The sequence below is a fragment of the Methanothermobacter sp. THM-1 genome (genome assembly GCF_009914355.1).
Taxonomy (GTDB): Archaea; Methanobacteriota; Methanobacteria; order Methanobacteriales; family Methanothermobacteraceae; genus Methanothermobacter; species Methanothermobacter wolfei.
Genome location: NZ_CP044013.1, coordinates 96,676 through 111,791 on the forward strand (window position 1 = coordinate 96,676; position 15,116 = coordinate 111,791).

Annotated in this window: 17 protein-coding genes and 1 tRNA gene; 12 read left to right on the forward strand and 6 right to left on the reverse strand. The window is 48.4% G+C overall.

Going from position 1 to position 15,116, the window contains the following annotated elements:
• Positions 1–27: 27 nt before the first annotated feature.
• From FZP57_RS00460 to FZP57_RS00470, 5 genes are all read left to right on the forward strand, one after another.
• On the forward strand, positions 28–993 hold the full coding sequence (locus FZP57_RS00460) for a nitrogenase component 1 (RefSeq protein ID WP_255477819.1): 966 nt from the start codon (positions 28–30) through the stop codon (positions 991–993).
• Position 994: 1 nt separating this feature from the next.
• Positions 995–1,129: a NifB/NifX family molybdenum-iron cluster-binding protein gene (locus FZP57_RS00465; protein WP_191216315.1), complete on the forward strand. Its 135-nt coding sequence runs from the start codon at positions 995–997 to the stop codon at positions 1,127–1,129.
• Positions 1,130–1,190: 61 nt separating this feature from the next.
• On the forward strand, positions 1,191–1,319 hold the full coding sequence (locus tag FZP57_RS09575; protein WP_255477820.1) for a hypothetical protein: 129 nt from the start codon (positions 1,191–1,193) through the stop codon (positions 1,317–1,319).
• Positions 1,319–1,618 (forward strand): hypothetical protein, encoded by a 300-nt coding sequence (locus FZP57_RS09240; RefSeq protein WP_238337925.1) that lies wholly within the window; start codon positions 1,319–1,321, stop codon positions 1,616–1,618. The genes FZP57_RS09575 and FZP57_RS09240 overlap by 1 nt, the downstream gene beginning before the upstream one ends.
• Entirely contained in the window at positions 1,546–3,261 is a 1,716-nt protein-coding gene (locus tag FZP57_RS00470) for a molybdopterin-dependent oxidoreductase (protein ID WP_238337926.1), read from the forward strand. The genes FZP57_RS09240 and FZP57_RS00470 overlap by 73 nt, the downstream gene beginning before the upstream one ends.
• Before the next feature lie 133 nt (positions 3,262–3,394).
• On the opposite strand, the gene FZP57_RS00475 is transcribed toward FZP57_RS00470, so the two are convergent.
• From FZP57_RS00475 to FZP57_RS00495, 5 genes are all read right to left on the reverse strand, one after another.
• Positions 3,395–3,679 (reverse strand): DUF2097 domain-containing protein, encoded by a 285-nt coding sequence (locus tag FZP57_RS00475; protein WP_238337927.1) that lies wholly within the window; start codon positions 3,677–3,679, stop codon positions 3,395–3,397.
• Positions 3,680–3,920: 241 nt separating this feature from the next.
• A complete protein-coding gene (locus FZP57_RS00480) occupies positions 3,921–5,603 on the reverse strand; it encodes a DUF128 domain-containing protein (RefSeq protein ID WP_074358291.1) in 1,683 nt (560 codons plus the stop codon).
• Between the two features lie 64 nt (positions 5,604–5,667).
• Entirely contained in the window at positions 5,668–6,996 is a 1,329-nt protein-coding gene (glnA, locus tag FZP57_RS00485) for a type I glutamate--ammonia ligase (RefSeq protein ID WP_191216316.1), read from the reverse strand.
• Positions 6,997–7,058: 62 nt separating this feature from the next.
• The gene (locus FZP57_RS00490; RefSeq protein ID WP_074358293.1) at positions 7,059–7,829 is read right to left on the reverse strand and encodes a HesA/MoeB/ThiF family protein; all 771 of its coding nucleotides are present in this window, start codon (positions 7,827–7,829) and stop codon (positions 7,059–7,061) included.
• A 134-nt stretch (positions 7,830–7,963) separates the two neighbouring features.
• Positions 7,964–8,072 (reverse strand) — tRNA-Met (locus tag FZP57_RS00495).
• Between the two features lie 115 nt (positions 8,073–8,187).
• On the opposite strand from FZP57_RS00495, the gene FZP57_RS00500 reads away from it, so the two are divergent.
• Both FZP57_RS00500 and FZP57_RS00505 read left to right on the forward strand, forming a co-directional pair.
• The gene (locus tag FZP57_RS00500; protein ID WP_074358294.1) at positions 8,188–9,180 is read left to right on the forward strand and encodes a hypothetical protein; all 993 of its coding nucleotides are present in this window, start codon (positions 8,188–8,190) and stop codon (positions 9,178–9,180) included.
• Between the two features lie 17 nt (positions 9,181–9,197).
• A complete protein-coding gene (locus tag FZP57_RS00505; protein WP_074358295.1) occupies positions 9,198–10,022 on the forward strand; it encodes a methanogenesis marker 8 protein in 825 nt (274 codons plus the stop codon).
• Here the strand turns inward: FZP57_RS00505 and FZP57_RS00510 are convergent.
• Complete coding sequence (locus FZP57_RS00510) at positions 10,019–10,396, reverse strand: HPP family protein (protein ID WP_074359678.1); 378 nt, start codon at positions 10,394–10,396, stop codon at positions 10,019–10,021. The genes FZP57_RS00505 and FZP57_RS00510 overlap by 4 nt on opposite strands.
• Positions 10,397–10,441: 45 nt before the next feature.
• On the opposite strand from FZP57_RS00510, the gene thiC reads away from it, so the two are divergent.
• The 5 genes from thiC to FZP57_RS00535 all read left to right on the forward strand — a co-directional run bounded on the left by thiC (position 10,442) and on the right by FZP57_RS00535 (position 15,099).
• Complete coding sequence (gene thiC, locus FZP57_RS00515) at positions 10,442–11,719, forward strand: phosphomethylpyrimidine synthase (protein WP_191216317.1); 1,278 nt, start codon at positions 10,442–10,444, stop codon at positions 11,717–11,719.
• Positions 11,720–11,924: 205 nt separating this feature from the next.
• A complete protein-coding gene (locus tag FZP57_RS00520) occupies positions 11,925–12,203 on the forward strand; it encodes a glutaredoxin family protein (RefSeq protein ID WP_074358297.1) in 279 nt (92 codons plus the stop codon).
• Positions 12,204–12,212: 9 nt separating this feature from the next.
• On the forward strand, positions 12,213–12,668 hold the full coding sequence (locus FZP57_RS00525; RefSeq protein ID WP_074358298.1) for a ferredoxin-thioredoxin reductase catalytic domain-containing protein: 456 nt from the start codon (positions 12,213–12,215) through the stop codon (positions 12,666–12,668).
• A 16-nt stretch (positions 12,669–12,684) separates the two neighbouring features.
• The gene (locus tag FZP57_RS00530) at positions 12,685–13,437 is read left to right on the forward strand and encodes a winged helix-turn-helix domain-containing protein (protein WP_074358299.1); all 753 of its coding nucleotides are present in this window, start codon (positions 12,685–12,687) and stop codon (positions 13,435–13,437) included.
• Positions 13,438–15,099 carry an ATP-dependent DNA ligase gene (locus tag FZP57_RS00535; protein ID WP_074358300.1) on the forward strand — a complete coding sequence of 554 codons (1,662 nt, stop codon included), beginning with the start codon at positions 13,438–13,440 and terminating at the stop codon, positions 15,097–15,099.
• The last annotated feature ends 17 nt before the right edge of the window (positions 15,100–15,116 follow it).

Here is a 15,116-nt window from a genome sequence, read left to right on the forward strand (position 1 = left end):
CTTATAGTCAAAAAATATAGGGAAAGGGTGTCATCAGAGATTGTGACGGTACAGACACCAGGATTTAAGGGGACGCACATTGAAGGTTATGACACAGCAGTTTATTCCATTCTGAGGGATCTAACCGAAGTGGGTGAACCCGGGAGAAGTATCAACGTTATACCCGGAATACTGAGCCCTGCAGATACATTTGAGATCCGGAGGATCTTTGAGGAGATGGGAGCCATGCCTCTGATGATTACAGACAATTCAGAGTCACTGGATGAACCCTTCACCGGAGAAACGTTCTTCATAACTGAAAACGGGACAGATATTAATGAGATAAGGAATGCGGCCGGGTCAATGGCCACAATCAGCTTTTCAGAGAATGATGCCGGGAAATTCCTTGAAAGGAGGTATGGTGTTAATGATACTGTCACGGGCCTTCCGGTTGGCCTTGAACGTACAGACAGACTCCTTGATAGAATCTCTGAGATTTCAGGGCTTGAAGCACCACCCACTCTGATGAGGGAGAGGGGGAGGCTTATTGATGCCATGATTGACTCTCATCAGTACACATATGGAAGAAGGGTTGCAATATTCGCAGACCCGGCTTATGCCCTTTCAATGGCCTCGGCGGTACTGGAGATGGGGATGGTATCATCGGCAGTCTTTACAGGAGCAAGCAGTCCAGATCTTCATAGGATCATGGCCCTCTTCCAGGAGCGTTATGGTTTTAAGGCTACCGTGAAGGATAAGGCAGACATCTTTGACCTTGAACTTCATCTGAGAAAAAGACCGGCCGACCTGCTGATAGGGAACTCCTACTGCAGCAGGGTAGCCCATAAATTCGGGATACCCCTCTTCAGGATGGGATTCCCGGTTTATGATAGGGTAGGAGCCCAGAGAATAGTCCTGGCAGGTTACAGGGGGGGCATAAACTTTGTTGACTCCCTGACAAACATCATACTCCAGTTTTACTATGACCAGGATGGTTATGAGAGGAGGGATTAAAATGAGAATAGCGGTTTCATCAGATGACGGAGTCCATGTTAACAGACACTTCGGGGATTCGGGGGTATTCCTCATATTTGAAACAGAGGGATCTGAAATAAAGTTCCTGGAGATAAGAAGAAAGAAACAAGGATAAATAGGCATTCAGATTGCTGGTTAACAGCATTTGATCTTCTGGATGACTGTGAGATATTTATATGCAGGGAAATCGGCGATGCACCCTGAGGGAGGCCAGAGGGAGGAACATGAAGGTGTTCAGGTCAGGGGAGAGGGTGGGCCCCGCCATAGTCAGGGCTCTGCAGGGAGCATCAGATGAGGACTTTTAATGAAGGTTTTCACGACATGTACACGGGACTGTCCAGGGGCCTGCGGTTTAAATGTGTATGTTGTTAACGGTAGGGTGAAATCAATAACCGGCAGCAGGTTACATCCATACAGCAGGTGTTTTTCATGCAGCAAGGCTTCACTTTATCATAGGAGAAGGCTTTATTCAGGTTCAAGGATACTTGATCCCCTTATAAAATCAGATGATGGCACCTGGAAAAGAATATCATGGGACACAGCCTGGATATACTATCAGAAAAACTTCTTGAATGTGTTGATGAGTACGGATCGGAATCAATAGTCTACTATCAGGGCTTTGGAGTAAGAACAGCCCTCAGACTGATTAACAGGAGATTCTTTAATCTTCTTGGTGGTGTAACAACACTCAGGGGCACTCTATGTGGCGGGACAGGACAGGCAGGGCAGGAGCTTGATTTCGGAGTCAGGATCTCCCATGACCCCCATGACCATTTAAACAGCAGATGCATCTTCCTCTGGGGCAGGAACCCCTCCGTTACTGATGGGAACCTGTGGAGGATAATAAGGAGGGCTGTGAGGCAGGGTTCGACTCTTGTCACTGTAGACCCCATAAGAACCCTGACAGCGAAGCGTTCAGATATACACTGTCAGATAAGGCCCGGCACTGACCAGTACCTTGCACTTGCACTATCAAAGATCATCATAGAAGAGGGCCTCCATGACACTGAATTCATAAAAAGGCATGTGGATAACTTTGAAGCATACCTTGAATTAATCGAGGGATTCAGTCTGCAGCGCCTCTCATCAATCACTGATGTCCCTGAATCCATGATGATGGAACTTGCAGGCCTCTGTTCCGATGGACCAGCAAGCATGATCACCGGCTGGGGCCTCCAGAGGTACAGGGATTCCCATATGGCGCTGAGATTTATAGATGCCCTTGCAGCCGTCTCAGGGAATATAGGTATACCCGGGGGCGGTGTGAGCAGCGGCTTTGATGAGTACGGGGCATTTGATATGGGAGTAACCCTTGAGAAGGAGACCAGAAAAATTTCCATGCCCCTCTTAGGGAGGGAATTTGATACTCTTGAGTCACCACCTGTTAGATTAGTTTTCATAACCGCAGGTAACCCTGTCACCATCGGTCCAAATTCAATGAGGACCCTTGAGGCCCTTCGAAGGGTGCCATTTGTTGTTATGGTTGATCACTTTTTAAACGACACATCCTATGCATCGGATCTTTTCCTGCCTGCAACAACCTTTCTGGAGGAAACGGATCTCGCGGGTAGCTACGGGCACAGCTATGTCTCCCCCGTTAACAGGGCAGTTAAACCACTTGGAAATTCAAGGTCAGAGTTCTGGATTTTTCAGAAACTCTCAATTACTATGGGGATTCAGGGAATGAATGGATCAGAGAAGGAATGGCTTGAGCTAATAGCATCGGGCCTCCTGGATTATTATGGGATAGAGATTGATGAGCTCCTGAGAAAACCCTACAGAAACCCGGTACCTGAGGTCCCCTTCAGTAACATGGAGTTCCCCACTCCCACAGGGAGGTTCACGTTACCTGAAGAGATAACCCCTGAAGCACCTGAAACTTCAATGCGACTCCTGACGGTCATGCCACCAGAATTTATAGGGTCAGGGGAACCTAAATCAATGGAGGGCCTTTTAAGGATTTACATGAACCCTTCAACAATTTCAGAAATGGGATTTGAGGATGGTGAAGTGGCTGTAGTAGAATCAAAAACCGGGACAATCTGCGCAATCCTGAAGCCATGTGATGATGTTCGCAGAGACTGCGCTTTCACCTACAGAGGAGGATGGTTATCGAAGGGAAACTGTATAAACGCTGTTATTGAGGACATGGAGAGTTATCCAGGTCATGGAACACCTTATAATGAGACTGCAGTAGGATTAAGGAAAATCAGAGGTTCGGGGGGATCTGATCATTCTGCACACTAAAGATGAAAGTTTAAAAAAATCATGTATCTACTGGGGGCTGCTTCTGTTGAGGAAATGGCTCATCAGACTCACAACTATGAAGCCCGCCACTATGAGTGAAACAATCTGCAGTGCTGGGTTCAATCATATCACCTCATTCATCAACGGCCTCTATTATACATACTCCACCTTCACATTCATGTTCGAGTTCAATGAGGTAGTCTTTTAGTTTTTCAACATCAATGGTTGTAAGACCCTTTATAAGGTCACTGTCAATTTTTATCTGAATAACCCCTGAGTTATTTGTGACAACCTTCCCAGGTATGTACACACGGCCAAGGGATAATCTGACGGTATCCCCTGGTTTAACTTCTTCTTTGATGTACCTGCAGAGTTCCTCACAGGTTGCACATCTGTTTTCTTTCTTCAAAGAAATCACCTTCTACTTTGGTTATTAATTGGTCCTTCATGTTTATAAAAACTTCAGATCATGGGGGTAGCCAATGCCATGCCAGCGTCTCCAACCAAGTTGAAGATTCATAGGTTAGGGATACAGTTCCTCCCACGTTCACCGGCCCATGAATAGTCTAATCTTGGGGTCCAGGATGCACATCATCTTAGAGTTCATCGACCAAACGAGGCAGGGGCTAGTTAATGTTCATGGGTGGATGCACATCATCTCAGAGTTCATCAGCCCATAGGAACCCTTCAAGGTCCATAAGGCTTTCAACGGCCTTCATTTCTATTTCTATACCTGCCTCGCTCACCGCTGCAAGGGGGTTAAGTCCGCCGGGGTTGACGATCCCTGCCCTGTATTTCTCTACGCGTGCATTGTAGAGTATCTCACCTGGCTTACCGGTGCCAAGTATCTGGAAACCCGTCTCCTGGAGGTTCTCCATGACTTCAAGGGCATGTCCCCTTGCAAGGTAGGGGACCTCGCGGAGACTTGCAAGTACCCTGCCCTGTCCCTGAACCGCATCAAGGACAGCCGTCATGTTCTTTGACACGTAAATCTCATGGGGGTCAAGGGAGGATCCACTGTAGGCTGTTAGTTCAACAAATCGCATTTCCCTGGATCCTGTTTCAAGGAGCCCTCCATAGCGGGGGGTGGACATGACACCATTTTTTATCAGTATACCGTCCACCGTGAGGCTGCAGACCGTTGCAATACCGGCCATCTTCCCGGCATCCATTACCCTTATCATGGGGAGTGTTGAGAACTCCGGCCTCTCTGCAAGGACATGTCCGATGATCTCAAGGGCATCATCAAGGTCATCCTTCCTGAGGAAGGAGATGTTTGCTATAACCTTACCTGAACCATCCGCGGGGTTGAAGTCAACATCATTTATGAGGTTCCATGCCTTTGAGAGGAGGAAACGGACCCTGATACCTCCGGTTGAAGATGAACTTACAAGCCTCTTTTCTGGCTTCACAAGGGGACTCAGATCCCTGAAGTCTATGAGGTTCTCTGCAAGTTTAATTTCAGCATCATAACCCGCCTCCTGGATGGCGCAGAGTGGTGTTATACCCCCTATTATCGCCACGCCTACCATACCATCATCAACAGGCACACCCAAGACGTCCTCACCGCCACGACCAACACCAAGCAACCCTGATATACCCGCCCTTTCAAGTTTCCTGAATATCCTGATGGCATCATCCCGGGCACTCTCTGGTATCAGGCGGAAGTTGGCGGGCACGGACCCTGAACCTTCCCTGATGACATCGAGGATTGAGGTCATGTTCTTTGATGTGAAGGCCTCGAGGGGGGTCATGGATGTTTTCCGGTAGGCTATAAGGTCTGTGAAGGCCGTTGCCTGGTGGTCGTCGAACTGGACTATCCCCCCGAACTGGGGTATGACGGGTATCCCGTTTTTAAGGAGTATGCCATCCACCGTTGTGCCGCAGATGGTCTTTATGATATATTTATCGTCGTTTTCTTCAATTCTGACGTAAGGGCTGAGGCAGAAACCATTTCTCATAATGGATTTTAGTGTTTCGATGGAATCAGGGGATATCAGGGAGGTGTTGACAACTACCTTCCCCTCAAGGGTGTCTGGGTTGAAGCTGGTCCTGTAGATCATGCTCTCAAACTTTGAGAAGATGAAATTAACCTGGTCATAGACAAGTCCCTTGTTTATCTCCTGAAGGCCCTTCTCTGTTATCCTTCTGCCGGCGTAGCCAACCCTTTCGGTCAGCCCCTTCTCATCCAGTATGCGCATATGGTATCTGACGGCCCTCTCACCGAGATTGTACCCCTTCTTTTTAAGCTCTGAGGCTATGATCTTGGCTCCAAGAACGTCGTCGTGCTCTGCAAGAATCCTTAAAATCTCCATCATCTTCTGGTTGGTCTCTTCAGCCATCAGCAAACACCATATAAAAATAGGAGGGGGGGTTATTTAAACTTTTAGAAAATAGTTGGGGGAATCAGATGTCAAGGTACCTTTCAAGTTCGTACTTGAAGACCCTCACACGGTAGTCATCCCATTCCTTGTGTTTGATTTCCATAAAGTTCTCATAGACATGGTCGCCAAGGGCGCCCTTAACGACCTCGTCCTCTTCAAGGGCGTGGTATGCCTCCCAGAGGCTTGATGGAAGGGTTTTGATTCCCATCTCCTGTAGTTCCTTCATGGATTTATCAAACACGTCAATCTCTGTTGGTTCACCCGGATCTATCTTGTTCTGTATACCGTCCATACCGGCCTCCAGCATGGCTACGAAGGCAAGGTAGGGGTTACATGATGGGTCAGGCATCCTTAACTCCACACGGGTACCCTTACCCCGGGATGCAGGGATTCGGATCAGTGTTGACCTGTTCTTGAGGCCGTAGGCAATGTATACAGGAGCCTCGTATCCAGGGACCAGCCTCTTGTATGAGTTGACTGTTGGTGCGCACACAGCTGACAGTGCGGGTGAATGCTTCAGGAGCCCTCCGATGAAGTACATGGCCTCATCTGAGAGCTGTGTTTCTGTGTCAGGGTCATAGAATACGTTTTCACCGTCCTTGAAGAGGGACTGGTGGCAGTGCATACCGCTACCGTTTTCACCGAAGAATGGTTTCGGCATGAAGGTTACCATGTAGCCCATCTTGTCTACTATGGCCTTTATGGCCTGCTTGAAGGTTATAACTGCATCGGCTGTTTTAAGGGCCTTATCAAATTTGAAGTCTATCTCGTGCTGACCCGGCGCAACCTCGTGGTGGCTGATCTCCACGTCGAACTTGAGGGCTTCAAGGTCCATGACGAGCTTTCTCCTGAAGTCGGTTCCCTGGTCCACGGGTTCAACATCAAAGTATGCGCCGCAGTCGTGGGGTATTATGTTTCCTTCCTCGTCCTGGTCAAGGATGAAGAATTCTGGTTCTGGCCCGACGTTGTACTCGTAGCCAAGGTGCTCGTACTTTTCAAGGGCTCTTTTAAGAACGTACCTTGGGTCTCCTTCGAATGGTTTTCCTTCTGGCCAGTAGACGTCACAGATGAATCTGCACACGCCCTTCTCTTCCGGCCTCCATGGCAGTGTTGAGAAGGTGTCTGGGTCGGGTTTGAGAACAAGGTCACTTTCGTTTATGTCAACGAATCCCTCAATTGATGACCCATCAAAGAGGAGGCCGTCCTTTATTATGTCCTCTATCTGGTCCGGCCTCACCAGGGGTATTGCCATATTCTTTGGTTTTCCATGTATATCTACAAACTGCAGGCGGACGAATTTTACTCCGCATTCATCCATTTTAGCTATTATTCTTCCAATCTTATCTGACATGGGTTATGCCTCCAGTGGCATGAAACTAAACTATCACCGGAAATAACTTTCCTTCTATTGGTTTATATAGTTTTTGCCACGGGGACCTCGATGACCCTGAATGGTTCTTCACCCATGAGGTCAAAATTCAGCATCCTGGGGGCCTCTATCACCCTTCCCCTCTCTGTAAGTATTTTAAGGGCCTCAAATGACTGTATACATCCTGTTAAATTGGGTAAAGGTCCAAGTACAGGGGGTGTGTCCGAAGAAAGTCCATCCAGCTTCCTGATTACTTCATCTGTAAGTTTGCATCCGGCGGATGGCAGCCTGAACATCTCCTCATAGGATGGGGAATTAACTGTGAAGACCGTTACCTGGCCCCGGGACCCGTGGACCGCACCGTGTATGAAGGGTATTCCCCTTTCACGTGACTTTCTTGATGCAATCACCCTCCCCGTTATGTTGTCAAGGGCATCAACAACAAGGTCGGATTCCCCGATTATGCCGTCGGCGTTATCCCAGGTGAAGATTTCATTGAAAACCTCCACTTCAACAAAGGGGTTGATTTTACGGATCCTTTCTGCTGTCACCTCGGATTTGGGCAGTTTGAGGTCATGAAAACTGCTCATAATCTGTCGGTTAATGTTGGATATGTCGAAGACGTCGCCATCAACTATTCTGAGGCCGCCTATACCCATACGTGCCAGCATCTCTATAACCGCACCGCCTATACCCCCGCAGCCGATAACCGTGACGGTTGAATCCCTGAGTTTCACTTGATCAACCTTTGAAAGCAGACCCATGTGTCTGCTTACCATCTCCCAGTAGGCCATACCCTCATATCTTCTTGGCATCTAAACCCTCTTCAATCATTTTATAGGGGTTATGTAGCGCCGGATTTATATCTGTGCTGGCTTGGCATTAGAATAAGATAAATTATCAGAAAGAGTTCTGAATAGAATAAACTCCATTAAAAGCAGATTTAAGATGCCGGGGGCGGGATTCGAACCCGCGGCCTCACGGTATCCCAGGAAAAAGTCAGAGCACTGCTTAATACCCTATGAGCCGTGCGCTCTAACCAGCTGAGCCACCCCGGCCTGACTTATAGAAAGTCAGTTTTCATCAAATTTAAACTTTTCTGTTGTATATAAATCCATGGTCCTGTGCGCACCTTATTAATTGAGATGCAACATATAATTATCCGGTGAGTTTATGAAGATCAGGGGTCCGGACTTCTCGGAGGGTGCCTGTGGAATATGTCATGCTGTCCTCAAGGAACTCACAGAAACAGGCCTTGAAGCCAAAACCATGGAGTGCCCTGAAGGGGTGAGGGCGCTGATATCTGACAGGTCCGGCAGGACCATGGGTGAGGGTATGGATATAACATGGGCTCCGGCGATCCTGGACGCCCAGATTGACGCCGGCCTTATGGATGATGATACTGCAGATAAACTCAGACCCTTCCTCACTTCAGGAACCGACCGGAGAAAGGTTGCAGAGATGTCAGGCTACGGGAGGGTGGTTAACACAGCCTCCGCCGTTATCACACATCTGTGGTCAGAGGGGGGCTTCATTGAGATTTTAAGGCAAGGTCCGGGGATAAAGGTTGTTTTCTACTCGGATAAGGGTGATAAGATTGTATCGGCGGCATCAGGGTTCTGTCCTGTATGTGCCATTAACATAGCAGCCTCAAGGGTCCCAGCAATCCGGAAGAGGATTTCCAGTAGCAGATCCAGGAACACGGGGATGGAGAAGTATGAGAGGGGGATTATAAACAGGGTGTCCTGGAAGCGGAGGAGGATTCATGCAGAACTCATTGAGGATGGGGCCGTAATCGGCAGGAACTGGGGCTGCTGCATAGCATATGCGACTGTCAGGGCAGAGATTGATGCAGGTTTTGGAAGCAGGAAATGGAACATTCTTTTCAGGAATTACTGTGACATGTGCCCCCTGAAACACTTCTGGCTTGAGAAGCCAATGGGTGCACTTGGAAACAGGATACTGGAGAGGATGGGGCGTGCAGGTGTCAGGGAGACCGTGAGGATGGAAGATTATATAACTGTTGATATCATATCTGGTGATGATAGGGTTGCATGTGGCATAGGGACGCTATGCTCATTGAGTGCAACGGTGAACGCATTCCTCAGGTCCGATGCTTCCCTCATTTTAAAGCCGGGTCCTGCTGAGGGGTTCCCGTACCCATAGGTGTTGAGGTGTTCTGTTTGGGTGAACATGTGATGGAGGCCCTGGGAAAGACCCGTGTCAGGGTCAGGGATGGAAGGGTGGTTGAGGTTTCCCAGCCACTAATCGAGTACTGTCCACTGTTCCATAAGTATCGAGGCATTGAAAAAATCACATCCGAGGCTGTTCGTGAGAATATTGAATTTCGCATTAAAGATTTTGGCATGTGCACCGGGGATCGTGAATTAAGAATGAGGGATTTTCTATCATTTGGCATCTCGGAGATAATCTCAACACTCCTTGAGGAGGGTGAGGTTGACGCCGCGGTCATGGTATGTGACGGTGCAGGGACGGTCATAGTCACCGAACCAGAACTTGCCCAGGGGATAGGGGGAAGGATATCAGGGTTCCTAAGCACCTCGCCTGAAGAAAGGGTCATAGAATCAATTGGACCCGAAAATGTCCTTGAACCTGAAAAGGCAACCATAAATCAGGTTGAAGGGGTTCAGAAGGCAATTAAGATGGGTTACAATAGAGTTGCTGTTACCGTTACCGACCCTGAGGATGCGGAACGATTAAGGGAACTTGATGGCGAGATTTACATCTTTGCTGTGCACTTGACAGGGCTGGACTACAGGGGGGCTGAGAAGATAATCAACACTTCAGATGTTGTAACCTCCTGCGCATCAAGGTACATAAGGAGGATAGCGGACAGGAGGGCGCTCCTTAAGGTGGGCTCGGCGATACCTATATACGCATGCACAAAGAAGGGTAAAGGGTTCATTGAACTCAGAATGAATAGAACAGGCAGGACCCTGGATAAAGCAGGGGAAAAGGAGAAAACATCACCCAGACCCCTAATTTAGATGTGGTCAGCAAGGGCCTTTATGATGCAGCTCTGGGTTATGAGCCCCACAAGCTTCCCATCCTCAACAACGGGTATCCTCTGATAACCAGTATCAGCCATTATCCTGCTGATCCTTCCTATAGGGGTATCCTCATCAACAACAACAAGCTCCTTGCTCATAATGTCCCTTACGCGGAGCTTCAGGGCCTCTCCACCGGCAAGGAGTATGTCCCGGTGGGTTATGAGTCCAACAAGCCTTTCACCCTCCACTACAGGGACCCCACCAACATTTGCACGGACCATTTTAAGGTTGGCTGCCGCGACCAGGTCATCTGGTTCCGCAACAATGACATCGCGGAGCATTATGTCCCTTGCACGGAGTTTTCCGATCATGAAATTATTTGTATGGCTGTTCATATATTAAGTTGAGGGATCAAAGTGACTCAGATGGAAGAAGCAAGAAAGGGCAATATAACCCCTGAAATGGAGGAGATTGCCCGCAGGGAAAATGTGGATATTCAGATGCTCATAAGGTGCGTTGCAGATGGGAGAATTGTGATACCATCCAACGTTAACAGAAAATCATCCCCATGCGGTATCGGTGAGAACCTTTCAACAAAGATAAACGCGAATGTGGGTTCATCATCAAGGATGGAGGACATAGAACAGGAAGTTGAGAAGGCAATGGCTGCTGTTGAGTACGGTGCAGATGCGGTTATGGATCTGAGCACAGGTCCACTCCTTGCCGAAGTCAGGAAGGAAATCCTCAGGGCAGTTGACGTCCCAGTGGGCACCGTACCCATATATGAGGCAGGGGTAGGATCCTTCGCATCCACAGGTTCGGTTGTGGACATGGATGAGGATGACATGTTCAGGGCCATAGAGAAACAGGCAAGGGAAGGCGTTGACTTCATGACCATCCACTCGGGAATAACCCTTGATGTCATTGAAAAGGTCAGGAAGTCAGGGAGGATCATGGGGATAGTCAGCAGGGGAGGAGCGTTCCTGGCCTCGTGGATGATGCACAACCAGCAGGAAAACCCCCTCCACAGCAACTACGAATACCTTCTGGAGATAGCCTATGAATACGATGTCACCCTCAGCCTGGGCGATGGTTTAAGGCCCGGTTGCCTTGCAGACGCATCTGACATACCCCAGCTACAGGAGCTCCTGACACTGGCGGAGCTTGTGGAGAGGGCAAGGGAAATGGATGTCCAGTGCATGGTTGAGGGTCCGGGGCACATGCCGCTGGATCAGATAGCAGCCAACATGAAGATACAGAAATCCGTCTGCAGGGGAGCGCCCTTCTATGTCCTGGGCCCCATAGTTACGGACATGGCCCCTGGCTATGACCATATAAGTTCAGCCATCGGAGGGGCTGTGGCCGCCATGAACGGGGCGGACTTCCTCTGCTATGTCACACCAGCGGAGCACCTCTCAATCCCATCTGTTGAGGATGTCATCGAGGGGGTTGTGGCATCAAGGATAGCTGCACAGGCAGCTGACGCTGCAAAGAAAATCCCTGGAGTATGGAAATCTGAAATTAAAATGGCAAACGCCAGAAAATCCTTTGACTGGGATAAACAGTTCAGCCTGGCATTTGACCACAGGAAACCTGCCGATTACAAGATGCAGTGTCCTGTTGAGGACCGGGACATGTGTTCAATGTGCGGTGAATACTGCGCCCTCCGCATCCTGAGGGACAGTGATGAATGATACAGAAAAGGAGTCATAATGTTTCTGATCCGGTTAAACTATTAACAGACCCTTCTCATGGACTCCCAGCTGTCTTAGCCGCGACTGTTCCAGTGTTCCCGGGGAAACATTAATATCCTCTACTTTATATCTTAGCGGAGGATCTTGAATGTTTCCTGTGAAACCATTAATAGCCCCCATCTCCATATAATTATACGGTGATTAAATGGAATTCCAGCATGTTGATGGTGAAAGGAGGGCATCGGTAAAACTCTTTGCACTCAGCACATGTGGCTGGTGTAAAAAGACACGGAAGCTCCTCGAAGAACTTGGAATCGCATATGATTATATATACGTGGATCTCCTTGAGGGTGATGAAAGGACAGAGGCCCTTGATGAACTCAAAAGGTGGAACCCATCCCTTTCATTCCCCACACTTGTAATAGATGATAAGGATGTTGTGGTCGGCTTCGATTCCCTTTCAATAAAAACAGCCCTTAAATGAGGAAATACAATGAAAGAGGATATTGAAAGGCTATACAGGGAGATAAAAGAGTCCGCAGAAAAGTCGGGCTATAAGATCAATCCTGACAGGGAATTTGTTTTTGATCTCCTTGAGGGAATGCTTGTTAACCGTGAAAGATATGGATACGACTCCTGCCCCTGCAGGCTGGCATCAGGGGACCCTGAGGAGGACAGGGACATAGTGTGTCCATGCGATTATCGTGATGATGACATCAATGAACATGGAACATGCTACTGCGGACTCTACGTCAGGGATGAAAATGAAGAATTCCACCCCATCCCTGAGAGGAGAAAACCGGGAAGAAGGGGCAGAATAAGGAATGAGGGTCTGGGTCTGCCGGTTCTAAGGTGCAGGGTCTGCGGTTACCTGTGTGCAAGGGCCCTGCCACCTGAAGAGTGCCCCATCTGTGGTGTTGGAGGAAAATTTGAGGTTTTCATGAAATAGGTAGAGGGGTATCCGGTTGCTGGATGAGTACAATGAGTTCAGGACGTACATTAAGTTCCTCTTCGGCTCCGATGTAAGGCTTAAGGTGTTACTGGCCCTTATCAATGGACCGATGGAGTTATCAGAGCTCAGATCAATCATAAAGTCAAGTTCATCAACAATACTTCACGCCATATACCAGCTTGAGGAGAAAAACCTTGTATCAAGGATTAACAGGAGCTATGAGCTATCATCAACAGGAAGGATAGTTTCACTGAAGATACTCGGGGTTATAAGGACGTTATCTGTTATCAGCAGATTCTCCGAGTTCTTCCTTGATCATGACATCCACTCAATACCCGACTCCCTCCTGGGGAATATTGACTCCATCCACGGAGCTTCACTGCTTAAGGCAAGGCTTGAAGACCTCACAGCACCATATGACAGGATTAGGGAGAAGGTTCTGAATTCAGAAAGGGTATGGATACTCTCGGGTGTATGCTACCCCTTCTATGAGGACATCATAAAGATGGGAATACCGGCTGAAATAATACTATCAGAGGATATAGCTGACTCGGTGGAATCTGATGCGTCTGATTCGGTGAAAATCAGAGCCATCAGCAGGGACTTAAATTTCAGCCTCATAATAACGGATGATTCCATGGCCCTGGGCCTCTTCATGTCAGACGGCCTCTATGACCATGGAAGGTTCATCTTCTCAGAGGATGAGGATGCCATCGACTGGGCATGGAGGCTGTTCAAACACTTCACAGGAACAGGAGATGAATAAATGCTCTACATGGACCTTGCAAGGGTTTATAAAGCCCTGGAATCAACAACAAAGCGCCTTGAGAAGACAGAGATCCTCGCGGAACTCTTCAGGAGTGTTGAAGGAGAACTTTTACCTGCAGTAACCATCCTCATGCTGGGGAGGGTTTTCCCGACATGGAGCTCTGAAGAGCTCGGTGTAGGCATAAAGCTCCTCATGAAGGCAATCTCCACTGTTGTGGGTGTTTCAGTTGAGGAGATCGAGGATGAAATAAGGGAACAGGGAGACATAGGCCTTGCAAGTGAAAAACTCTTTTCAAGAAAGGCCCAGACAACATTTTTTTCAAAGCCACTAACGGTTGAACTGGTCTACAGTAAACTGAGGGCCCTCGCATCCATATCCGGTGAGAGGGCGCAGTCAAGGAAGATAGACATACTCCTTGAGATACTCTCACAGGCAAAGCCCCTTGAGGCAAAGTACATTACAAGGACTGTTCTTGAGGAACTGAGGGTTGGAGTTGCAGAGGGAATAATAAGGGATGCCATATCAGGGGCTTTCGGTGTTGACCCTGCCCTGGTGGAAAGGGCCCATATGCTCACCAATGACCTTGGAATGGTTGCCCTGGTTGCAAGGGATGAAGGAGAGGAGGGCCTTAAGAAACTTAACCTGGAGCCAGGGAGACCTGTTAAACCCATGCTTGCACAGCTTGCAGATAGCATTGAATCAGCGGTCCAGGAACTTGGAAGGGCCTTCTGTGAAACAAAATATGATGGTGTGAGGGTACAGATACACAGAAAATCAGGCGAAATACTTATATTCACAAGGAGACTTGAGAATATCACCCTGGCGGTCCCTGACATTGTTGAGATGGTTGAGGAGGCACTGCCAGACACTGATTACATCTTTGAGGGTGAGATAATAGTGAAAATTGACGGCAGACCTGCATCCTTCCAGTACATACTTCAGAGGGTCCGCCGTAAGTATGATATAGACAGGCTGAAGGTTGAGGTTCCACTCTCACTGTACGTATTTGACGTCCTATACCATGAAAGACCCCTCATCGATGAGCCCCTGATAAAGAGGAGGAGTATACTGGAGTCTGTTATCTCTGAAATCCCCGGAAAGGTTGAGGCAAGCCACATGGTTGATGTGGGGCCTGATAATGTTGAAGACGCGGTTAATCTCTTCAATGAGTCAATAAGGGAGGGCCATGAGGGTATAATGATAAAGGACGTTATGGCACCCTACATACCGGGTATACGCGGCAAAAAAATGCTGAAATTTAAGGCGGAACCCGAGACCCTGGACCTTGTTGTGGTTGGAGGCACCTATGGGCGCGGTAAAAGGGCTCACCTTGTGGGTTCGTATCTCCTGGCAGCAAGGGATGAGGATACCGGGGAGCTAATGACCGTGGCACATGTTGCAACCGGCCTTGATGATCAGACCCTTCAGGAGCTTTCAGACAGGATGGAGGAGCTGATAATTGAGAGGAAGGGCCGGAAGCTGTGGGTTAAACCGGAGATAGTACTGGAGGTTGCCTACAGTGAGATCGTAAAGAGCCCTGAATATGAGAGCGGATATTCACTGAGGTTCCCTGTAGTGAAGCGTATAAGGGATGATCTGAGCCCTGAGGACGTTGATACGGTCTCCCGTATCAGGTCAATTTTTGGGGAGTCTGAATGAGTATTTCATCTTCTATC